Source organism: Geodermatophilus sp. SYSU D00742 (assembly GCF_054049935.1).
In genome coordinates this window covers 46,056-65,491 of record NZ_JBJGYJ010000005.1, presented here as the reverse complement: position 1 = coordinate 65,491, position 19,436 = coordinate 46,056, and the positions used below count along the sequence as shown (strand labels likewise).

Genomic DNA, 19,436 nt, shown 5'->3' with positions numbered 1-19,436 from the left:
CCGGCGACGCCGACAAGGCGGGGAGCTACGGCTCGTGGGGTGCCTACCCACCTTGACCTCCAGGGGCCGGCGTAGGACCGTCGGCCGCGAGGCATTCCAGCTCGATGAGGGCGTGCGCCATGAACGGCGATGGAACATATCGGGACGAGCCTCACGACGGCGCGACGGGTTCCGAACCACTAGGGGCAGGGGCTGGGGGCTGGCAGCCACCTGACGACGATGCATCTGGCACGCCCGTCCCTTCCCCTCGCCATTCTGTGGAGACGCCGGGATCGGTTGTTGGCGAGGTCCGTGGCCTGGCGCTCCGGTCGGAGCAAGAGCTCTGGCCAGATGTGGACGGCAAGCCGCGGATGGCGTTGGTATGGACATTTCGGGTGGAGCGATACGACTCGGCGGGTAACCGGCTTCCACCGACGCCGGTTCTGATGCGGGGGTTCTCCTTCAACGGGGCTTTGCATGATGGGGACCTAGTGCAGGTAGACGCGGGCGGGCGACCGGGCGAGACGCTGGAGGTCGATGAGGTTCGGAACCTAACGACGAATGTGGTAGTCCGTGCCCGCAAGGCGCCGATGTGGGTGTGGCTGCTGCGCGCGGTGGCCGTCGCGGCATTCCTCATTTTCGTGGCGGTCTTCCTGTGGGCGTTCTTCTCGACGCCGTTTGGTCCGTGAGCAGCGTGCCTAGTCCGGCGTTGTCTACTGCGCATATCGACTATCTCCAACGGACGGGTTCCCTTGCACTGCCGTTGCCGGAGGCGTTTCCCGCGGTGCCATCGGTCGGCCGCCGGCTGCTGCTCGTGACGGGCGTTGGCCGCCCGGGCGACGACGGGCTTTCTGCGGGTGTAGCCACGGGCTTGCGCGGTGCTGAGGCGATGCTGACCGGCTTGTACGGCGAGCGGATTCCGGTGGCGTTTGTCCTCTCGGGCACGCCTGCTGGCATCCGTGTGTGCCTGGGAACCTGGGCCGATGGGTCAGGCAGCGCTGGCAGCGGATCTGAGTTGGCGGATGCCCGGGCGGAGGTTCTGCTGACGGTGCTTGGCGTCCCGCACTCCGCGGTCACCGCCATTGCCGTGGAGCCTCAGATGCCGGTCCTGCCGATCAACGGGCTGGTGCTCGGGGCACCCGCTTCCGGCGACTTTGCTGAGTGGGATGGTGCCACCGCGGTCGATCGGCTGCTGCGGGCGATGGTGGGGGGAACCTGGGCGGCGGTGATCCTGGCCGAACCCGTCGATGAGGCCTACACCTCGGAACTGCGACAGGTCGCCGTCAACGAGATGCGTGCCGCTCAGGCCGCCTCGTTGTCCTCCGGTGCGCCGAGCCCACTGGCCGCCCAGTACTCGGAGTTGCTGCAAAATCTGGTCACCACGCTGTCGCACGGCTTAGCCGTGGGCGCGTGGCGCACCGCGGTCTATCTCGGCGGGGATCGGCGTTCGTACTACCGGCTGTCTGCGGCCTGGCGGGCCGTCTTCTCGGGGCCCGAGTCACTGATCGAGCCGCTGCGTATCTGGACCGATCGACGGGCAGGGCCACTCGCCGCGGGCTGGGCGTTGCCCTACCAGCCGGCCGACCCCGGTCCGGGTATCTATCGGCATCCCTTCCGGCACCAGACACTGCTCACCTCGACCCAGTTGGCGGCGTGCGTGCATCTCCCGCGCACCGAGACAACAGGTTTCCAGATCACCGCGCTGCCCCAATTCGATGTCACGCCTCCCTCCCCGTCGACCGGTCCGGTGGTGGCGATTGGCCGGGTGGTGGAGCGCACCCAACCAACCGGAACCGCATACGAGGTGCCGGTGTCGATGTTGACTCGCCACGTATTCGTGGCTGGAGTCACCGGCGCCGGCAAGACCACCACCGTCCGCCACCTGCTACAGCAGCTCGATGCTGCCCGGGTGCCCTATTTGGTCATAGAGCCAGCCAAACGGGAGTACCGGTCGATTCGTACGATCAGTGCCGACGACGGGCCGCCTCTGGTCTTCACGCTGGGTGATGAGCGGGTTGCGCCATTCCGGCTGAACCCTTTCGAGGTGCCTGCTGGCACCACCGTCGGCGAGCATCTGGACCTGATCCGCTCGGTGTTCGCCGCCAGTTCGGGAATGTGGACGCCGCTACCGCAGGTGCTCGAGCGCTGCCTGCACCAGGTCTACGCCGACCGCGGCTTCGACCCGACGACGGGGCGCAACCCGCGGCTTGGTCCAGACGATGATCCGGCGGCGGCCTTTCCGACGCTCAGTGAACTGTCCGCGACGGTGCGGAGGGTCGTGCCGACTCTCGGCTACGACGAGCGCGTCGCCGCGGACATCCGCGCGGCCCTGCTCACCCGGCTGGACTCCCTGCGGACCGGCGGCAAGGGACTGATGCTGGACGGGCGACGCTCGACGCCCCTGGAGGCCCTGCTCGACCGGCACACGGTGCTCGAACTGGAACCCGTTGCGGATGACGACGACAAGGCCTTCCTCATGGGATTACTCCTGACCCGGTTGGTGGAGCACCGCCGGGCGCAGGCACCGGCCGCCGGGTTGCGTCACCTGGTTGTCATCGAAGAGGCGCATCGGCTGCTCTCCGCGCCCTCCCTTGCCCGACGCCAGGAAGAGGCCGATCCCCGGGGCAAGGCGGCCGAAACGTTCGGGCACCTGCTCGCCGAGTTGCGCGCCTACGGGCAAGGTGTGCTCGTCGCTGATCAGGTGCCCACGAAGCTTCTGCCGGATGTGCTGAAGAACACCGGCCTCAAGATTGCCCACCGCACGGTCGCCGCTGACGACCGGGCGGCACTCGGTGGGGCGATGGCGATGAGCGAGCGTCAGGCACACGCGCTGGCGACCCTGCCTGTCGGCCAGGCCGTGATCTTCGGCGAAGGCGATGATGCGGGCATCCTCGTCAGCGTTCCCTCGCTAACTGGTCAGCCGTCGCGTCCAGACGCGGAGATCGCCACGTACATGGCCGAGTGGCGGCGGAAGCAGCTCGATGTAGCTGTGGTGCTGCCTTACGACGACTGTGCGGCCGGGTGTGCCGCCGATGCCGAAGTCTGTGGGGCCGCCCGTCGCCTGGTCGAAGACCACGCCGTCCGACGCGCGATCTCGCGGCTGGCATTGTCGGCCATCGACGACCCGCACGCGGTTGACCGCCTGTGGCCCGACGTGCTCGCCGTGCTGCGCGCCCGCAAGCAGCCCCAAGCAGATGAGAAAGTCCTCTTGAGAAGCCTGGCGGTGCATGCCACTGCTTGGCTGGCCAGCCGTCGTGGGGACCAGGCCGGCTGGGCGTACGTGGACACGTCCGCCCTAGCTGCCGCGATGCGGGAGCTACTTCTTGCCCACCTCGGACAAGGTGACCGAGCCGAGTCCTGGCGCGGATACCGAGAGCTGGTGAACCGGTTGTCCACGCGCACCGTTCCGCCGTACCAGGCATGCGAGTCCGTTTGTGATCAGCAGCCCCCGGTCTGCCTGTATCGCCGTGACGTCGCCGATTTGATTTCGTCCGGCGAGCAGGCCGTAGCATGGCAACGAGCCGATGTCCAAGACGCGGTCTCCGAAGCCGGCAGGCGGCAGCAATCTTGGGGAGTTGCGCTCGACGCCGCGTACTCACTCGTTGAGTTTCCCGAACCGGACTGGCCGTTGCCGCTGCGCTGCAGCGTTAGCGCGAGGGCCCGTCGGGTCGCGCTGTGCTTCGCTCAGCAGGCACTCGACGCCGACGCCCTAAAGTCCCCCCGCACCAATCGGAAGATTACTGCTCGCCTCCTGGCTGAGGCCGACGGATCAGCGGACACAGGACCCGCCCACCCGGCGACCGCGTAGGCCGTCCCTCCAGGATGAGAGCTCGAGGCGAAGCCATGGTGGCGCACTCCGTCGAGACACAGTCGAGAGCCTTGGATCTAGTCTCTGACATATACCCGGGCGGCTCCGGGTGTCCGTCGGGCGCGGACGAAGTGAGTGGGCAAGAGCGACCGCCATTAGACGATGCACTGCCCGGTTGTCCAGGCAGAGGCCTCACGCGGCTAACCCCGTACCGGTCCGAATGGTGAAGGATCAGACCGCCATGTCCGATTTTGCTGAAGCGTCTGATGCCGGTGCTTCGGACCAGTCGACGCCAGCGGTCGATTCTGGATCCGAAACAGCAGGAGACCGCGCGCAGCATGGGGGCCTCGGCGCGCCGAGTGCTAGCGACCCGGCCACCCGGTCGGAACGCGGAAATCTTGCTACAGATGGACCGAATGTAGGCACCGACGAAAAGGCGCAGGAGGCAACTCAGGCCGACTCTGTCCATCCCTACCCTCCTGCTGACAAACCGGACGACTTGAAGCTAGATCGGGACACTGAGCGCGTGGATGGAGCGAATGCGTCGGAAACGAAAATCGTACGAAATCCGGATGGCACTATCCACCACTGGGATGTCGACTTTGGAACCGCCGTCCCCGAGGACTCGCCTTCTGAGAAGTCCCCGTCGGGACCCGGCCCTCAAGGCTCACCCGGAGACGATCGCTCTGGTGGCGGCGCGCGGGGGGGTCAGAAGAGCGCGCGGGAGGGCGGGGAGGGCCGGAAGAGTCGAGAGAGCGCGCGCGAGAGCAGCCGGGATAGTCGAGAGGGCGCGCGGGAGGCTGGAGAGGGCCGGGGGAGCGCGCGCGAGAGTCGGGAGAGTCGAGAGGGCGCGCGGGAGGGGCGGGGGCGACCTCCGCAAACAGCCCAAGATGGGCGGGCCAATGGAGGGAAGGCCAGTCCTGAATCTGTCGACACTTCTTCCAGCCAGGAACCGAAGGCCGATTCTCTCCACATTGACGAGTTCGGGAACCGCTGGCATGTTGACGGTGCCGGGCACGTGACAGTTGCGGCCAAGGATGGGACTACGATCCGCAGCTCGCCCGACGGCAGCAGTAGCCTGTTTGATCCGAATGGCACCATGATTTCAGACTATGCCGATGGACGTCGCATTGTCGTGAATCCCGATGGCAGTTCCATGCAACGTGATCGTGATGGTACATGGACCTACGCGGATCCTGCCGGGAAAGAACGGCGGACATGGTCCGAGCGCGACGAGAAGTGGATCGTGTTCGACCGGGAGCGTCACGGGAGTCGGTGGGAGCGAGACGCAGCGACTGGCGAGTGGACGGAGCGCGATAACGCACATCCTAGCCGTCCAGAAGGCGTCTGGCACTCGCCGGATGGTCACACAACCGTCACAGAAAGAAACGGCCACCTTTTTGCGCGCTCGGACGAAAGGTTCTTTATCCGGTACGGAGGAGAGTCCGGGAGGGCTGGTCCGAATGCAGGACGATGGCATGAAGTCACCCGTGAGATCTACGCCTCTACGCTCGCCTTGAACGAGAAACTTGACGTCGAACAAGCCAACCCTGAGGCGGCTAAAGCGCTAGCGTACACCGACTCTCTTAACGCCGCTACTCGAAGCTTCCAATCCACCTATTTGCAAATAGCTGAGAAGGTTGCAGGGCGATTTGGCGGTCCTGTTGGCAGAGCGTTTGAGTGGACGATGGATAAGCTTCGCACTCAGGATGAATCGCAGCGAGCTGCCTCGGATGCCGAGCGGATGCGGATTTGGGCAGACGCGATGGGGCCACAAACTCCTGGCATCCCGCGCACTGGTGGTAGGGCGGGGGCGCCAACCCGAGGTACCCGCAACCAGCCGGATAGCCGACAGCCAGCTATGCGCGCAGCCGTCAAGGCCGAGAGTGCCACGCCTGCCAAGGAATCCGTCGAGGAGTTCCTGACCCGAGGCGGACAGATCCGCAAACTGCCCCCTGGGACCGCCGCGCAGGGGCCCGCGGCAACCGCAGTGCCGCAGTCGCCGGCTGATGACCTGTCTCGCCTCGGCGAGGCCCCTGAGGCTGCCGCTGTGCATCCAACATCGCGCAGTCGCGCCGGGGTTAGTCCGGAGCGCTCGCATCCGAGCAGGGGTCAGGAGCGTCCCGCGCTTCCGTCCGGGCCGGGCGCCCCACGAGGACGGATCGTCACCTTCCGAGAGGGATTCGCCGATCCGAAAGCCGCTGCAGCCCAGCAGGAAATCCTGGACTTGGCCCGCGCGGACCCGAAGCAGGCGGGGAGGCTCTACGAGGAACTCGTCGCGGGCGACTTTCAAGGCGGCCACGCCGTCCGGAACGCGTACAGCCGCCCAGGGCGACGGATGGACATCGGCACCGAACACGAGGCAACGATCGAAGGGAGAACTGGTGAGTTCAGCGCGGGTAAGCTGGACCAGCTTTGGGACGACCTGGTCGACAAGGGCAACGCCACGGTCACTGTGCCCCGACTTTCGCCCGCAGCCCGCGACCAGTTGGAGCGAATGGCTGCCCAGGCCAAGCAGCTGATTAAGCGCTCCACGGTGATTGTGGTGCGTGAGACCCTGCCGTAGTGGCGGAATTGCCTGCGCCGTAGCGTCTCCACTCACCTCAACCGTGTCGACGTCGGGGCGACTGCAGACGGTGGAATCACGGACTGGAAGGGGCCCGCAGGGCTGACTCTTCAACTACGCGGTGATTCGTATGAGTTCACTACAGAGGTGCATCGTATTCCTGAGCGGCCTGTTGGTCGTCTGGTGTGCCGGCGTGCATGTGGCGGCTGGGCAGCCGTCGCTCGTCCTGGACCCAGAGTCAGGGAACCCTGGGACGACCGTGAAGGTGACTGGATCGTTTTTTGACCCCTGTGAATCCACCAAAGCGCAGTGGGACGGTAGCTCCATCGCTTCAGCACCTGGCTCGGGTGGTGTGCGAATCACAGTTCCAAGTGACGCCTCGACGGGTTCCCACACCCTCACCGTCTACTGCTATGGACCGCCCGATCCGGATGGCAACCTGATCGGCACCGCCAGCGCCAATTTCATCGTCGTTACACCGGAGCTGCGGCTATCCAGGTCCGAGGCTAGACCCGACGAAGTGGTCACGGCCTTCATGACCGGATTCCCGGCTGAATGTACCCCTGTGCTCACGGTCGATGGTGCGACCGTGAGCACTGATGAGGGTGGCACTGGGGCCGGCGAACGACGGGTGACGTTCACGGTGCCGACCAGTTCCCAACCCGGTGGTGCTCGCGTAGCGGTTCAGTGCGACGGCGAAACCGCGTCTGCTCCACTCGAAATCCTGCTTCCGATAGACCCCGACCCCGACCCCGACCCCGACCCCGACCCCGACCCCGACCCCGGACCCGACCCCGACCCGGGTCCCGACCCGAACCCGGGTCCCGACCCGGACCCGGGTCCCGACCCGGACCCGGGTCCCGACCCGGACCCGGGTCCCGACCCGGACCCGGGTCCTAACCCCGACCCGGGTCCCAACCCGGATCCCGGCCTCGACCTCGGCGCAGACTCAGGAGCTACGGCGGTCTTCTTGCGCCCGGACTTCCCGCAGGCGCTGCCCACGCCTCAAGAGGTGTCGTGGAGCACCCAAGCTCTACTCGTCAGTGCGGCGCTTTTCGTGCTCTTGTTCGTCGTGGTCGGGTTCCCGGCCGAACTGTTCAATAAGACACTCGAGGAGAACCGGCACCGACTGCCGGCTTGGTGGCGGCGCGACCCACCGGCGGACGTCGGAAAGCGTCGCCGGTGGCTCGACGGCGCAATATTTGTGCTGGCCAGCGCGGTCCTGCTGAGCCTCGTCGAGTCAGGAGCCGGGTTCGACTCCCAGACCCTGGTCCTTGCGCTGGCGTTTATCATCTCCGTCCCACTCACAACGCTGGCTTACGCTGGCACGGTCGAATTGGCTCTGCGCGTTGCTGACCCGGTGCCAGCCCGGCTTCGTGTACTGCCGCTGGCCATTGCAATTGCAGGGATTTGCGTAGTGGTGTCTCGGCTGGCGCGTTTCGAACCAGGCTATGCCTATGGATTGTTCGCCTACTTCTCTGTCGGCGCCGCGGCGGCGTCCCGAAGGAAGCGGGGACAGGGCCCGTCAGTGTTGCTTGGTGGGGTTGCCCTGCTGGCGCTTGGGATGCTCGCGTGGCTATTGTGGCAGCCAGTAGACGCAGTGGCGGCCGAGCCGGACGCTGGTCCAGCCGTGCTGTTGGCGGATTCCGTACTCGCCTCTACAGTGGTCCTTTCCTGGCAAGGAGCCGTCTTTGGTCTCATGCCCGTTGAGTACCTTGACGGACGCAAGTTGGCACGCTGGAGTCGGGCTGCGTGGGTGACCGTATGGGGAGTGTCGCTGTTCCTGCTTGTACACATCCTGTTCTGGACGTTTCTACAAGAGATCGAAAGCCTCTGGCAACTTGCTCTCGCGCTCATTCCATTTATACTGTTCGGACTCCTATCTGTGGGCCTGTGGGCATATCTTCGTGCCACCGAGCACTCAATCCCATCCGCCTAACTCGCGAGCGCTCAAGCATGGGATCGCTTCGGCAGTTCGGCGGCAACTGCGGCCGGTAGAAGGCGCGTAGCGGTGAGCGTCGTCCGGAGTGTCGCAATTCATGGCAGCGTGACCGGGCCGGGCTTAATTCCTGGCGGTCGGGGAGAAACCGGCAGAGTCCAATGAGGCTGCGGAATTGATAAGCTCTTCGCATCGGCGAGTCGGGGGTCCTTCTCTGGCAGTGACCCGACCAGTGCCGCGAGGACTAGCGACCCCCGTGCAGGGAGGGACCGCTGACTGGCGGCCAGGGTATTACTCCGGCGACTCTGACTTTAAGCTGCTGATCGGTTCAGCGTGGGAGCGGTTCGAGGGACTCGCAGCTAGTGATCTGACCCGGGCGACAACATGGCGCTCGCTGCGCAGCGCGGCCACCGCGCCCCCGATCGCCGCCACACCACCACAGACGACCGCCGCGCCCCCCCAGCTCACCCGCCAGGCCTGGATCGCGCAGCATGGCCACGCCGACCCCAACCAGCGCGACACCCAATCCCATGAGGGCCGCGCCGGCCAGCAGGGGGGAGTTGCGCAGGCGAGCCACTCCCAACCCGGCCACCGCGACACCACCTCCGATGGTCGCCACGCCGCCCAGGACGGAGTCGCGCAAGCGCAGGCGGGCCACCCCGACCCCGACCAGCACGACACCGAAACCGATGAGGGCCGCGGCCGCCAGTAGGGCGGAGACGCGCAGGCGCGCCACCCCGAACCCGACCAGGGCGACACCGAAACCGATGTCCGCCGCGCCGCCCAGGGCGGAGTAGCGCAGCATGGCCACCCCGAACGCGACCAGCGCGACACCACCACCGATGAGGGCCGCGCCGGCCAACATGGCGGAGTCGCGCAGGCGGGCCACCCCGAACCCGACCGCCGCGACACCGAAACCGATGAAGGCCTCGGTGGCCAGTAGGGGGAAGTCGCGCAGCAAGGCCATTGTCAATCCCAGCCCGACCGTCGCGACACCAAAACCGATACAGGCCACGCCCTGCAGCTGTTGATACGCGGCTCGACCTGACGTCGCGAGCGTCGAACAGCTCGCTACGCCGAGGGCGGCGGCCACGAGGACCGCCCAGCCTCTTGTGCCCGAGGGACTCAGCAGGGACACAAGCACCGCGATGGCCGCGCCGCTCAGGCAGACGCGTGCAGCCAACCGGTGCAGGGGAGCGTCGGGCGGGAAGGCGACGGAGTCCTACGGTCACGCCGAGAACGAATAAGGGCGCCGCTACGACTGCGGGAGCTGTGGCGCCTGGGTAGGCGTCGCTGATCGAGTTGACCGCAAGACCGACTACCAACCCGCCAACGGCGCTGAGCAGCCATGACAGAGGCTGACGTGAAGTGGACTTCTGCACTTCATGCACCTCGCCTTCTCGGCGGGGGCGGGAGGGACTGATGGTACTGGCGCCAGGCAATGGACTGCTGGCGGAGCGGCTCGTCCCGCCGCGCCGCAGACGGTCAGAATGCTGCGCGGGCGCACCCGCCCGGCCGACGGCGACTGGTGTCGTATGGCGGGTCGATGCTGTGCAGGTCATCGGTCACGAGGCGCTCACCGCAGGAGGCCAGACGGCCGTCGTCCTGCCGGCCAGATGTGGGTGTGTCACCACAACCTCAACCGGACGGCCTTTCCTGCGGGCCACGGCCAGCGTGGGCGTGCAGGCGGCGTGGATCCCCTCGACCGCAGGCCGCTGTCCCGATTGAACACCTTCGTGGCGATCCCGAAGCGCGCGCAAACTCAGGAGGGGCCACAACTTCACGGAGCTTCGTCGACTTGGGGATCGCCGACGTGCTTGACACCGTCGACCACCAGGACCTGTACCGCCGTCGAGGGACCGGGAAGACCACGCCCTGTCCTACTTCAGGCCCGAGCCAACGGAGCGTGATGACAGCAGCTTGATGATCGACCTGCGGGCCGCGGGCTTCCCCAACGGCGTCCTCGGCCCAACGTTTGCGAGCTTCGTCCCGCGGGCCAGCCGCCTTCTCGTCGGCCTTCTGCACTCCATCCACGAAAGCCTCGTCACCGCGGTGATCGCCATCGAGCCCCTCGTCGACGACGCCTTCATCACGCGGGCCGATGAGCTGCTGGCGGGCGATCTCCTCAGTCCGTGTCAGCGGCGAGGTCAAGACGACGCACGAGTTCGAGGACGAGGCCTTTAACAACCGAGGCATCTCGGCGACGATCAAGGCGGGAGCGAAGCGGGAGTTGTCCGCTGGGACCACCCGCGACGCGGCACCGCTAGATCGCCGCCCGACCGCGTGTCGCAGCGGGGAGTGGAGGAGCCCCGGGCTCCCCACATCCCCCAGAAATCTTGAGCGGGGCTTGTACGAGAAGGGACGGCGGCCCGGCTCAACAACCTCGGGGTTGGCGGTGGGGCGGGGCGCGCAGGGGCACATTGGGGGCACACCAGGTCGACCGATGATCGGAAACAGTGGCAACCACCACAGTGATATCCGCAGGTCGGTAAGCGGTGCGCCCAAGTGACCAGGACCTGCGGTCCACGCTCAACAGTTCCCGGCGTACAGGCCGACTCGTCCGTCGTCCGCCGTGCACCTGCGGCCTGGGGGTCGGCCCCGCGTCGCTCGCGACCGCAGCGGGTCGCTTGCCAGACGCATGACCGTTCGGCAATATGAAGCCGTGAGCGCCTACGCCGCCCTCGCCGAACCGCACCGCAGACAGATCCTCGACCTGCTGCGCAACGGCGAGCGACCGGTCGCCGAGCTGGTGACGCACGTCGGGCTCAGCCAGCCCGGGGTGTCCAAGCACCTCAAGGTGCTGCGCGAGGCCGGGCTCGTGGTGGCGCGCACGCAGGGGAAGCAGCGCGTGTACGCGCTGCGGCCCGAGCCCCTCGTCGAGGTCGTGCAGTGGCTGGAGCCCTACCGGATGCTCTGGTCGAGCCGACTCGACGCCCTCGAACGACACCTGCAGGAGGACTCGTGAGCGACGGAACCCTGGAGACGGTCGACGGACGCCCCGCGTTGCGCTTCGAGCGCGTCCTCGCCCACCCCGTCGAACGCGTCTGGAGGGCGGTGAGCGTGCCGGCAGAGCTGGAGCAGTGGTTCCCGGCGGCGGCCGACTGGACACCGGCGGTCGGCGAGGTCCTGGAGGTCGGCGGCATGACCGGCGAGGTCACCGTGGTCGACCCGCCGCACCGCCTGGCCTGGACCTTCGCCGGCGACCAGTACGCCTTCGACCTGACCGAACACGACGGCGGCTGCCGGCTGGTCTTCACCCACGTCTTCGACGACCGCTCCGCCGCCGCGCAGACCGCCGCCGGCTGGGACGCCTACCTCTCCCGGCTGGAGCCCCACCTCGCCGGTGGCCACCTGTCGGAGGAGGAGGCGCACGCGCCGTGGGAGCAGGTCCACGAACGCTACGCCGAGCGCTTCGACGTCGATCCGGAGCCGGGGCGGCGCTTCCTGGCGCAGATGCGCGCCGGTCACTGAGGACGGGCCCGGGGCCGCGTCGCGTCAGCCGGTCCCCGGGTGGCCCACCCCGAGCTCGATGGGCGGTTGCACGTCGAGAGACGTCGACCGGCTCCGCTCACCAGGCGGAGGGCCACGACAGGCGCGGCCCACGACGCCAGGAGACGACCATGCCGAAGTACCTGCTCCTCAAGCACTACCGCGGCGGCCCGGAGCCGCACCGTCCCTTCCCGCCGATGGACCAGTGGGCCCCCGAGGACGTCGAGGCGCACTTCGCCTTCCTCGAGCACGTCAACGAGCTGCTCCAGGCGAAGGGCGAGTTGGTGGACGTGCAGGCGCTCACGCCGGCGCGCACCTGGGTGCGCTACGGCGGCCCGGACGCCGCGCCGGTCACCAGTGACGGCCCGCTGCCGGAGACCAGCGACCTCGTGGCCGGCTGGTACATGGTCGACGTCGAGTCGCGCGAGCGCGCGGTCGAGATCGCGGCCTACATCTCCTCCGAGCCCGGGCCGGGCGGGGAACCGCTGTACGAGTGGATCGACGTCCGGGAGGTCATGTCCGGGGCGCCGTCCACCGACTGACCCCGACGTGGTCGACGAGTCGACGCGACCGCTGGACGAGGGCGCGCTGCGCGCCCTCGTCCCGCGGGTGCTCGCGGGCCTGGTCCGCCGGGGTGAGGACTTCGACGCCGCCGAGGACGCGCTGCAGGAGGCGCTGCTGGAGGCGCTGCGGGTGTGGCCCGAGCACCCGCCCCGTGACCCGCGCGCGTGGCTGGTCACGGTGGCGACCCGGCGGCTCGTCGACGCGCGCCGCAGCGAGGCCGCCCGGTCCCGCCGCGAGGAGGTGGCGTACGCCGAGCCGCCGCCCGGCGCCACCGAGGAGGGCGACGACACCCTCTTCCTGCTCTTCTGCTGCTGCTCGCCCGAGCTGGCCCCGGCCTCCCAGGTGGCGCTGACCCTGCGCGCCGTCGGGGGCCTGACCACCCGGGAGATCGCCGACGCCTTCTACGTGCCGGAGGCGACGATGGCGCAGCGGATCAGCCGGGCCAAGCGCGCCCTGCGAGGACGACGCCTGGACCGGCCCGGCGACCTCGCGGTCGTGCTGCGCGTGCTGTACCTCGTCTACACCGCCGGCCACGCGGGCCGGGTGGACCTGGCCGGCGAGGCGATACGGCTCGCCCGCCAACTCACCCTCGCCACCGAGGAGCCGGAGGCGCGCGGGCTGCTCGCGCTGATGCTCCTCAACCACGCCCGTCTCCCGGCGCGAGTGGACCCGGCGGGGCGCATCGTCCCGCTCGACCGCCAGGACCGCGGCCTGTGGGACACCCGCGAGATCGCCGAGGGGGTGCGCGTCCTGCAGTCGGCGCTGGCGGCCCAGCGCCCCGGCCGCTACCAGATCGAGGCCGCCATCGCCGCCCTGCACGACGACGCGGCGAGCGCCGAGGAGACCGACTGGCCGCAGATCCTCGCCTGGTACGACGACCTCGTCGCCCTCTCCGGCGACCCGGTGCATCAGGACCCCGCCGCGGTGCTCGGGCGCGCGGTCGCGGTCGGCCACGTCCTCGGCGCCGCCGCCGGGCTGCGCGAGACCGACCGGCTGCGGGAGGTGCTCGGCGAGCGGCACCGGTGGCACGCCGTCCGCGGCCACCTGCACGAGCTCGGCGGCGACCTCCCCGCCGCCGCCACGGCGTACGCCGAGGCCGCCCGCCGGGCCACCGACGTGGCCGAGCGCGACCACCTGGTCCGTTCCGCCGCCCGGGCGCGGGCCGCAGCGGAGCAGCTCGGCTGAGGGCTCCGGCCGGCACCGTCGACCACCGCCTCGACGGTCAGCGCCTGGACCCGTCGGGCTGGTCCAGCTCCCGCCCTGCGGCGGTGAGCACGGCCTCGCGGACCCGGTCGAGCGTGGCCGAGCGCAACCGCCACTGCTGCCAGTGCAGGACGACGTCCACCGCTCCGCCCGGGTCGAGCTCGACCAGCAGCTCCGCCGGCACCCCACGCGCCTGGAGGTCGGGCACCATGCCCCAGCCCAGGCCGAGGGTGACGGCGGCGACGTAGTCCGCCGAGGCGGGCACGTAGTGCACCGGTGCGGCGACGTCGCCGCCGGCGGTCCGCCCGTGCAGGTAGCGGTGCTGCAGGTCGTCCTTGCGGTCGAAGACGACGACCGGGGCCCGGGCGAGGGCCTGGGGGGTGGGGCCGGCGGGGAACCAGCGGCGCGCGAAGCCGGGGGTGGCCATCGGCCGGTAGCGCATGCCGCCCAGCCGGGTGGAGGTGCAGCCGGGCACCGGCTCGGCGTCCGCCGTCACCGCCGCCATGACCGTGCCGGCGCGCAGCAGGGCGCTGGTGTGCTCCTGGTCCTCCCGGTACAGGTCGAAGCAGACGTCAGCGGCCAGCGGGGTCAACGCGGGCAGCACCCAGGTGGCCATCGAGTCGGCGTTGACCGCGAGCGGCAGCGTGGGCACGCGTCCGGGGGACGGGTCGCCGCCCAGTTCGCGGGCGACGTCGGCGGTGAGCAGGTCGACCTGCCGCGCCAGGCGCAGCACCGCCTGCCCGGACTCGGTGACCCGCACCGGCTTGGTGCGCACCAGCAGGATCCGGCCGGTCGCCACCTCCAGCGCGCGCAGCCGCTGGCTGATCGCCGAGGGGGTGACGTGCAGTGCGCGCGCGGCCGCCTCCAGGGTGCCGCCGCGGACGGTGGCATCCAGGGCCCGCAACTGCGCCAGGTCCAGCTCCATGGACAGCGATGCTAATGATGCGTCAGGATCTTGAGCTGGACCACGACTGGTATGTGTTCGTAGCGTCGCCGGTGTGCTCACCACCCCGGCGCTGCTCGCCGTCGCGTCCGGGCTCGCGCTCGGCCTCGGGCTGATCGTCGCCATCGGCGCCCAGAACGCCTTCGTCCTGCGGCAGGGGCTCCGGCTGGAGCACGTGGCCGCGGTGGTGGCGGTGTGTGCCCTCTCCGACGTCGCGCTGATCGCCGCCGGCGTGCTGGGTGCCGGGGTGGCCCTGGCGCAGGTGCCGTGGCTGGTCCCGGTGGTGTGCTTCGCCGGGGCGGCGTTCCTGCTCTGCTACGGCGTGCTGGCCGCGCGGCGGGCGCTGCGACCCGGCGCGCTGCTGCCCGACGCCGCAGGCGCCCGCACCGGGCTGGCGGTGACCGTCGGCACGTGCCTGGCGCTGACCTGGCTCAACCCGCACGTGTACCTGGACACGGTGGTGCTGCTCGGCTCGATGGCCTCGACCTACGGCGAGCACCGGTGGCAGTTCGCCGCCGGGGCGGGTCTGGGCAGCCTGCTGTGGTTCACCGGGCTGGGCTACGGCGCCCGCCTGCTCCGGCCGGTGTTCGCCCGGCCGGCGGCCTGGCGGGTCCTCGACGGCGGCATCGCCGTGGTCATGGCAGTCCTGGCCGTCTCCCTGGCCGTCCGCGGCCTCAGCGGGGCGTGAGCCGGGGGGCAGCCCGCTCCGGAGCGCGCCGAGCCTCACCCCAGGTCGACGCGCAGCTCCAGCTCCGCCGACGGCGCGGCCGGGTCGTCGGCGTCCACGACGGCCAGCAGCTGCACCTGGTCGCCGTGAACGCTCCGCAGGGCCAGTCCCTCCACCTTGTGCACGGAGCCGTCCACCTCGGGGATCGGGGCGACGTCCAGCACCGTCCCACCGTCCACCAGGACGAGGGCCGTGGCGACGACGGGGCCGTCGTCGACGGGGTTGGGGCTGTCCTCCGCGGCAGCGCTCAGGAGCTCCCGCCCGTCCGGGAGCGCGATCGCGTCGGTCACCGCCAGGCCGACTCCCTCGACCTCCCCGAGCCGGTAGAGGCGCGGCTGCCCGACCGGCACCGACGCGGGCTCGACCCGGCCGAGGACGGCGGCGACCAGCGCCTCCAGGGGGATGTCCACGCTGCCGGAGTCGACCCCTGCTGCCAGGTTGCCGCGGCTGTACCAGCGGACCGTGGCGCCGTGCCGGCTGGCGCCCTCGAGGTTGAGCTGGTCCATGGTCAGTCCCAGCTGCCGGGCGACGTGCTGGTAGAGCGGCCCCAGGTCGGCGGCCAGGACGACGGGCCGCTCGTCCGCCAGTCGCACCAGCACGCCCCGCATGCGCCGCGCCGCAGAACCCGACCCGAGCAGCAGGACGGCCGCCTCGCCGTCCACCTCGGCCGGGCAGGCGACCTCGAGGTCCGGCTTGAGCCGCTTGGTCCCCTGCGCCTCGGTGAACCGATCGAGGCCCTCGACCGGCGGCAGCACGCGAACGCGGCTGATCCCACCACCGCGGTGCCAGGCGGCGAAGGTGGCGTCGTCCTGTGGGATCAGCCAGCCGTCGCCCAGCGGCGCGATGCCGGAGGCCGCGGTCACCGGCGTCCCGTCGTCGAAGCGCAGGGCGCTCATCCCGTCCACGAAGACCCGCACCGGGCCCACTGTGCGCGCAGGAACGGCGGCCTGCCCGCTCAGCAGCGGGACCACGGGCCGCCCGGGTCACGGGGCGTCGAAGTAGGTGACCTGGTCCGGCCGGGCGGAGAACGGGTTGGCCCACTCCGAGGGCGTGCCGGTGATCGGCGCTGCGTCGGTGACGACCACGAACGGCGTCCCGGGGTAGACGGCGAGCACCCGGGAGGTCGAGGTGAGGGTCTCGGTGCGCTCGACCAGCTCGCCGCGACGCAGCTGCTGCGTCGTCCGCTGCCCGCTCAGTTCCTCCCCGACCTCGGCGACCCACCGGACGCCGTCCTGGGTGAAGGCGATCGACCGGACACGCTGACCCGGGGGAGCGGGCTCGCAGCCGGCGAACTCGGCGAGGGCGTCGTAGAGCCGCTCCGCCTGCTCGTCGTCGCTCGCCCGCGGGAGGAAGAAGGCAGCCATGCGCCGATCCTCTCCGCCGCTACCGACAGTCCGCCGGTGCCGACGCGCCGGCGGAGCGGCACCCGGGGACCACCGGAGGGCCGGACCCCGTGGGAGCCCGGCCCTCCGACGCGGTCCCGGTCAGCCGGCGGCGGGTGCGGGGCCGTAGGTCAGGTGCGCCACCCCGTTGCTGAGGCTCTCGGCACCCAGCAGGGACAGCGGCGTCCGCGGTGCGCCGTCCGGGAACAGGCGCAGGCCCGTCCCGACCGCCAGCGGGTACACGTACAGGTGCAGCTCGTCGACCAGGCCGTCTCCCAGCAGGGCCCGCACGAGCGTGGCGCTGCCGCTGACGTAGAGGTCGCCGTCCACCTCGTCCTTGAGCGCCCGCAGGCGGCCGGCGTCGTAGCCGCCGACGACGGTGGAGTTGGACCACACGGCCTCGGCGTCGGTGAGGGTCGAGGAGACCACGTACTTGCGGGTGTCGTTGAAGAACGGAGCGCCCTCGTCGTCCTCCGCGGTCCGGGTCGACCAGGCCGGCGCGAACATCTCGAACGTCGTGCGGCCCAGGAGGATGCCCGTCGAGGAGGCCGTGAGGGCGCCGATGGAGGCGGCGAGGTCCTCGGGGAAGCCGTAGTCGACCGTCCACATGGGGGCATCGACCACCCCGTCGACGGTGGTGAACTCGTGGACCTTGATGGCGCCCAATGCGTGCTCCTCAGCTGATCGGCGCGGGTGGGACCCGTGCCGGTGGAATCGGTGTCGTGCAGGAGACCATGACCGGCGCCGGTTCTCATCGGTGCGGCAGGTCACTCCACGTGGAAGCAGCAGCGCAGGCCGGTCTGCACCCGGCGGCGCAGCTCGGCGCCGATCGCCGTGTCGGCCGCCTCCAGCCGGTCGAGGGCGCGGTGGATCGCCTTGGTCACCGCGATCCGGGCACGTTCGGCGTCGCCGGGGAAGTGCCGCACCCGTCCGGACAACCCGGCAGCGGCCCGGAGCTCGGTCATGAGCCAGTCGCGTTCCGTGCGGGCCCTGGCGGCGCGTTCCGGGTCGTTCATGGCGTCGTACTCGTCGATCTCCGCCTGCAGCTCGGCGAGGCGGCGGCGGTACTCCCGCCGGGCCACCTCGTCCAGCTGCGGTTGTCTCGACGCGACCGCTCGCGCCGGGTTCGGCGTGCCGGCCGGCAACGCACCCTGGGCGAGGTCGATGGCGGGGATCTCCTGGCCCGCGTGGGTGACCAGCGTGTCCAGGTACCGCATCCCGACGCTGTCGTCCACGACGGCGGTCCGGTGCCCGAGCCGGACCTCCCACCGGCGCCCCCGGCGCCGGCACCGGGGTGGGGCGGTGCTCATCGCCCCCGACGGTGGGCCGACGTGCGGTAGCGCCATGCCCAGGGACGCCGCCTCGGCGGCCGCGGCCGCCAGTTCGGCCGCGGCCGCCGCGCCGTCGCCGGGCCCGGCCCGGCGGCCGAGCGCCTCGCCCAGGCGGTGCCGGGACAGGACGGCGGCCGGCCAGTGCCCCAGCGCCTCGTCGGCCCGGACGGCGGCCTGCAGGTGCGCGACCGCACGGTCCAGCTCCCCGACGGTCATGGACGCCACGCCCAGGGTGTGGTGCGTGGACCCGAAGCAGGCCACGGCGAGGCTGGCCATCACGGGGAGCTCGGCGAACGGCAGCAGCAGCGAGTACGCCCGGGCCGCCGTCGGCGCGTCGTCCAGCAGGTGGGCGGCCTCCACCGCGCCGTACATCGCCACCAGCCAGCTGCTGGAGTGGACCAGGTCGGTCAGGCCCCGCCCACGCAACCGGCCCAGCGCGCACGTCGCCTGCCGCCGGTCGCCGGCGGTCGCGGCTGCCGCCGCGAGCGCGGCGAAGAAGGCGTTGTCCGCCGCGCTCAGCGTGGGGGAGTGCACCAGGTCGGCGAGCACCGGCACCAGCTCCGCACTGCGCCCCTGGAACCAGCGGATCGCCGCCAGCTGGGCGCCGTACCAGCCCACGGCATCGGCGTCGCCGGCGGCGGCGCCCCGCTCGGCGCAGTCCGCCGCGAGGACCTCCGCCTGGTCGAAGCGGCCGTCGCGGATGCACAGCATCACCCGGCAGGCGGCGGCGATGAACCCGACGGCCTGGTGCGGCCGGCCGGCCAGGGCGGAGTCGAGCTCGGCGAGCGACCGCTCGGCCTGCGGGTCGGCGGCCAGGAACAGGTCGACGGTGCGCCAGGCCAGGCCCATGAGGACGTCGCCGCGCCGACCGGTCCGCGAGGCGACGCGCAGCAGCTCGTCGGCCAGGTCGAGCCGGCGCCCGGTGTGCTCGGGCCCGAGCAGGCAGTGGTGCGCGATGCTGAGCGCCTCTGCGAGGGCGACCGGGTGGCCCGCCGCGCGGGCCTCCTCCAGCGCGGCCAGGACCGCGGCGTGCCCGCCTCCGCGGTAGTCGGCCTCACCGGCGAGCCGGGCGCGCAGCCGGAGGGCCACCGGGGACCGCGGGTCGAGGTCGCGCAACGCCTCGCGTTGGCGCATCTCCACCTCGGCGGCGTCCGCCGCGGCCCGGCGTTCGTGGACCCACAGCCCGCCGAGCCCCAGCGTCGCCAGGGCCGTCTCCTCCGGCCGCCCCTGGGCCCGGGCCGCCCGGTACGCCGCGTCGAACCACCGCCGGCCGGCCGTCAGGGACCCCTCGACGTGCAGCGCCTGCTCACCGAGCCGCAGCAGGGCCCGGACGTCGTCGCCGGGGTCGGGCAGCCCCTGGACCGCCGGGCCCGCGGTCCGGGTCGAGCCTGCAGGCGTGCCCACCCAGCCCCCCGGTTGCTCCGTGACCGCCGCTCCGGAGGGACAGAGGCCCCCGGACCCCACGGTGATACCGCGGGAGGGCTCGTCGCCGGCGTGGAACGGCG

At 70.6% G+C, this 19,436-nt stretch carries 16 protein-coding genes; 10 read left to right on the top strand and 6 right to left on the bottom strand.

The features are described from left to right. The first annotated feature begins 332 nt into the window (after positions 1 to 332). From ACI78V_RS05115 to ACI78V_RS05100, 4 genes are all read left to right on the top strand, one after another. Positions 333 to 668 carry a hypothetical protein gene (locus ACI78V_RS05115; protein WP_456849562.1) on the top strand — a complete coding sequence of 112 codons (336 nt, stop codon included), beginning with the start codon at positions 333 to 335 and terminating at the stop codon, positions 666 to 668. Next, a complete protein-coding gene (locus ACI78V_RS05110; RefSeq protein ID WP_456849561.1) occupies positions 665 to 3,787 on the top strand; it encodes an ATP-binding protein in 3,123 nt (1,040 codons plus the stop codon). The genes ACI78V_RS05115 and ACI78V_RS05110 overlap by 4 nt, the downstream gene beginning before the upstream one ends. A 1,861-nt stretch (positions 3,788 to 5,648) precedes the next feature. Beyond that, positions 5,649 to 6,353: a hypothetical protein gene (locus ACI78V_RS05105; protein WP_456849559.1), complete on the top strand. Its 705-nt coding sequence runs from the start codon at positions 5,649 to 5,651 to the stop codon at positions 6,351 to 6,353. Between the two features lie 130 nt (positions 6,354 to 6,483). After that, complete coding sequence (locus ACI78V_RS05100; protein WP_456849557.1) at positions 6,484 to 8,292, top strand: FGLLP motif-containing membrane protein; 1,809 nt, start codon at positions 6,484 to 6,486, stop codon at positions 8,290 to 8,292. A 328-nt stretch (positions 8,293 to 8,620) separates the two neighbouring features. Here the strand turns inward: ACI78V_RS05100 and ACI78V_RS05095 are convergent, their stop codons facing one another. Beyond that, positions 8,621 to 9,475 (bottom strand): hypothetical protein, encoded by an 855-nt coding sequence (locus ACI78V_RS05095; protein WP_456849556.1) that lies wholly within the window; start codon positions 9,473 to 9,475, stop codon positions 8,621 to 8,623. Between the two features lie 740 nt (positions 9,476 to 10,215). Here ACI78V_RS05095 and ACI78V_RS05090 point away from each other — a divergent pair. From ACI78V_RS05090 to ACI78V_RS05070, 5 genes are all read left to right on the top strand, one after another. Further along, on the top strand, positions 10,216 to 10,476 hold the full coding sequence (locus ACI78V_RS05090) for a hypothetical protein (RefSeq protein ID WP_456849554.1): 261 nt from the start codon (positions 10,216 to 10,218) through the stop codon (positions 10,474 to 10,476). Positions 10,477 to 10,954: 478 nt separating this feature from the next. Further along, positions 10,955 to 11,257: an ArsR/SmtB family transcription factor gene (locus tag ACI78V_RS05085; protein WP_456849552.1), complete on the top strand. Its 303-nt coding sequence runs from the start codon at positions 10,955 to 10,957 to the stop codon at positions 11,255 to 11,257. After that, entirely contained in the window at positions 11,254 to 11,763 is a 510-nt protein-coding gene (locus tag ACI78V_RS05080) for an SRPBCC domain-containing protein (RefSeq protein WP_456849550.1), read from the top strand. Before ACI78V_RS05085 ends, ACI78V_RS05080 begins: the two co-directional genes overlap by 4 nt. A 149-nt stretch (positions 11,764 to 11,912) precedes the next feature. Beyond that, on the top strand, positions 11,913 to 12,323 hold the full coding sequence (locus tag ACI78V_RS05075) for a YciI family protein (protein WP_456849548.1): 411 nt from the start codon (positions 11,913 to 11,915) through the stop codon (positions 12,321 to 12,323). A gap of 7 nt (positions 12,324 to 12,330) precedes the next feature. Then, positions 12,331 to 13,530: an RNA polymerase sigma factor gene (locus ACI78V_RS05070; RefSeq protein WP_456849546.1), complete on the top strand. Its 1,200-nt coding sequence runs from the start codon at positions 12,331 to 12,333 to the stop codon at positions 13,528 to 13,530. Positions 13,531 to 13,567: 37 nt separating this feature from the next. Here the strand turns inward: ACI78V_RS05070 and ACI78V_RS05065 are convergent, their stop codons facing one another. Then, positions 13,568 to 14,473 carry a LysR family transcriptional regulator ArgP gene (locus tag ACI78V_RS05065; RefSeq protein ID WP_456849544.1) on the bottom strand — a complete coding sequence of 302 codons (906 nt, stop codon included), beginning with the start codon at positions 14,471 to 14,473 and terminating at the stop codon, positions 13,568 to 13,570. 73 nt (positions 14,474 to 14,546) lie between these two features. On the opposite strand from ACI78V_RS05065, the gene ACI78V_RS05060 reads away from it, so the two are divergent. Next, a complete protein-coding gene (locus ACI78V_RS05060) occupies positions 14,547 to 15,179 on the top strand; it encodes a LysE/ArgO family amino acid transporter (protein WP_456849542.1) in 633 nt (210 codons plus the stop codon). Positions 15,180 to 15,214: 35 nt separating this feature from the next. On the opposite strand, the gene ACI78V_RS05055 is transcribed toward ACI78V_RS05060, so the two are convergent. The 4 genes from ACI78V_RS05055 to ACI78V_RS05040 form a co-directional block, all read right to left on the bottom strand. Continuing rightward, the gene (locus tag ACI78V_RS05055) at positions 15,215 to 16,135 is read right to left on the bottom strand and encodes a DUF6910 family protein (RefSeq protein WP_456849540.1); all 921 of its coding nucleotides are present in this window, start codon (positions 16,133 to 16,135) and stop codon (positions 15,215 to 15,217) included. Positions 16,136 to 16,201: 66 nt separating this feature from the next. Further along, entirely contained in the window at positions 16,202 to 16,582 is a 381-nt protein-coding gene (locus ACI78V_RS05050; RefSeq protein ID WP_456849538.1) for a hypothetical protein, read from the bottom strand. 120 nt (positions 16,583 to 16,702) lie between these two features. After that, positions 16,703 to 17,266 (bottom strand): dihydrofolate reductase family protein, encoded by a 564-nt coding sequence (locus ACI78V_RS05045; RefSeq protein WP_456849536.1) that lies wholly within the window; start codon positions 17,264 to 17,266, stop codon positions 16,703 to 16,705. Positions 17,267 to 17,367: 101 nt separating this feature from the next. Then, positions 17,368 to 19,335 carry a hypothetical protein gene (locus ACI78V_RS05040; protein WP_456849535.1) on the bottom strand — a complete coding sequence of 656 codons (1,968 nt, stop codon included), beginning with the start codon at positions 19,333 to 19,335 and terminating at the stop codon, positions 17,368 to 17,370. Positions 19,336 to 19,436 lie beyond the last annotated feature (101 nt).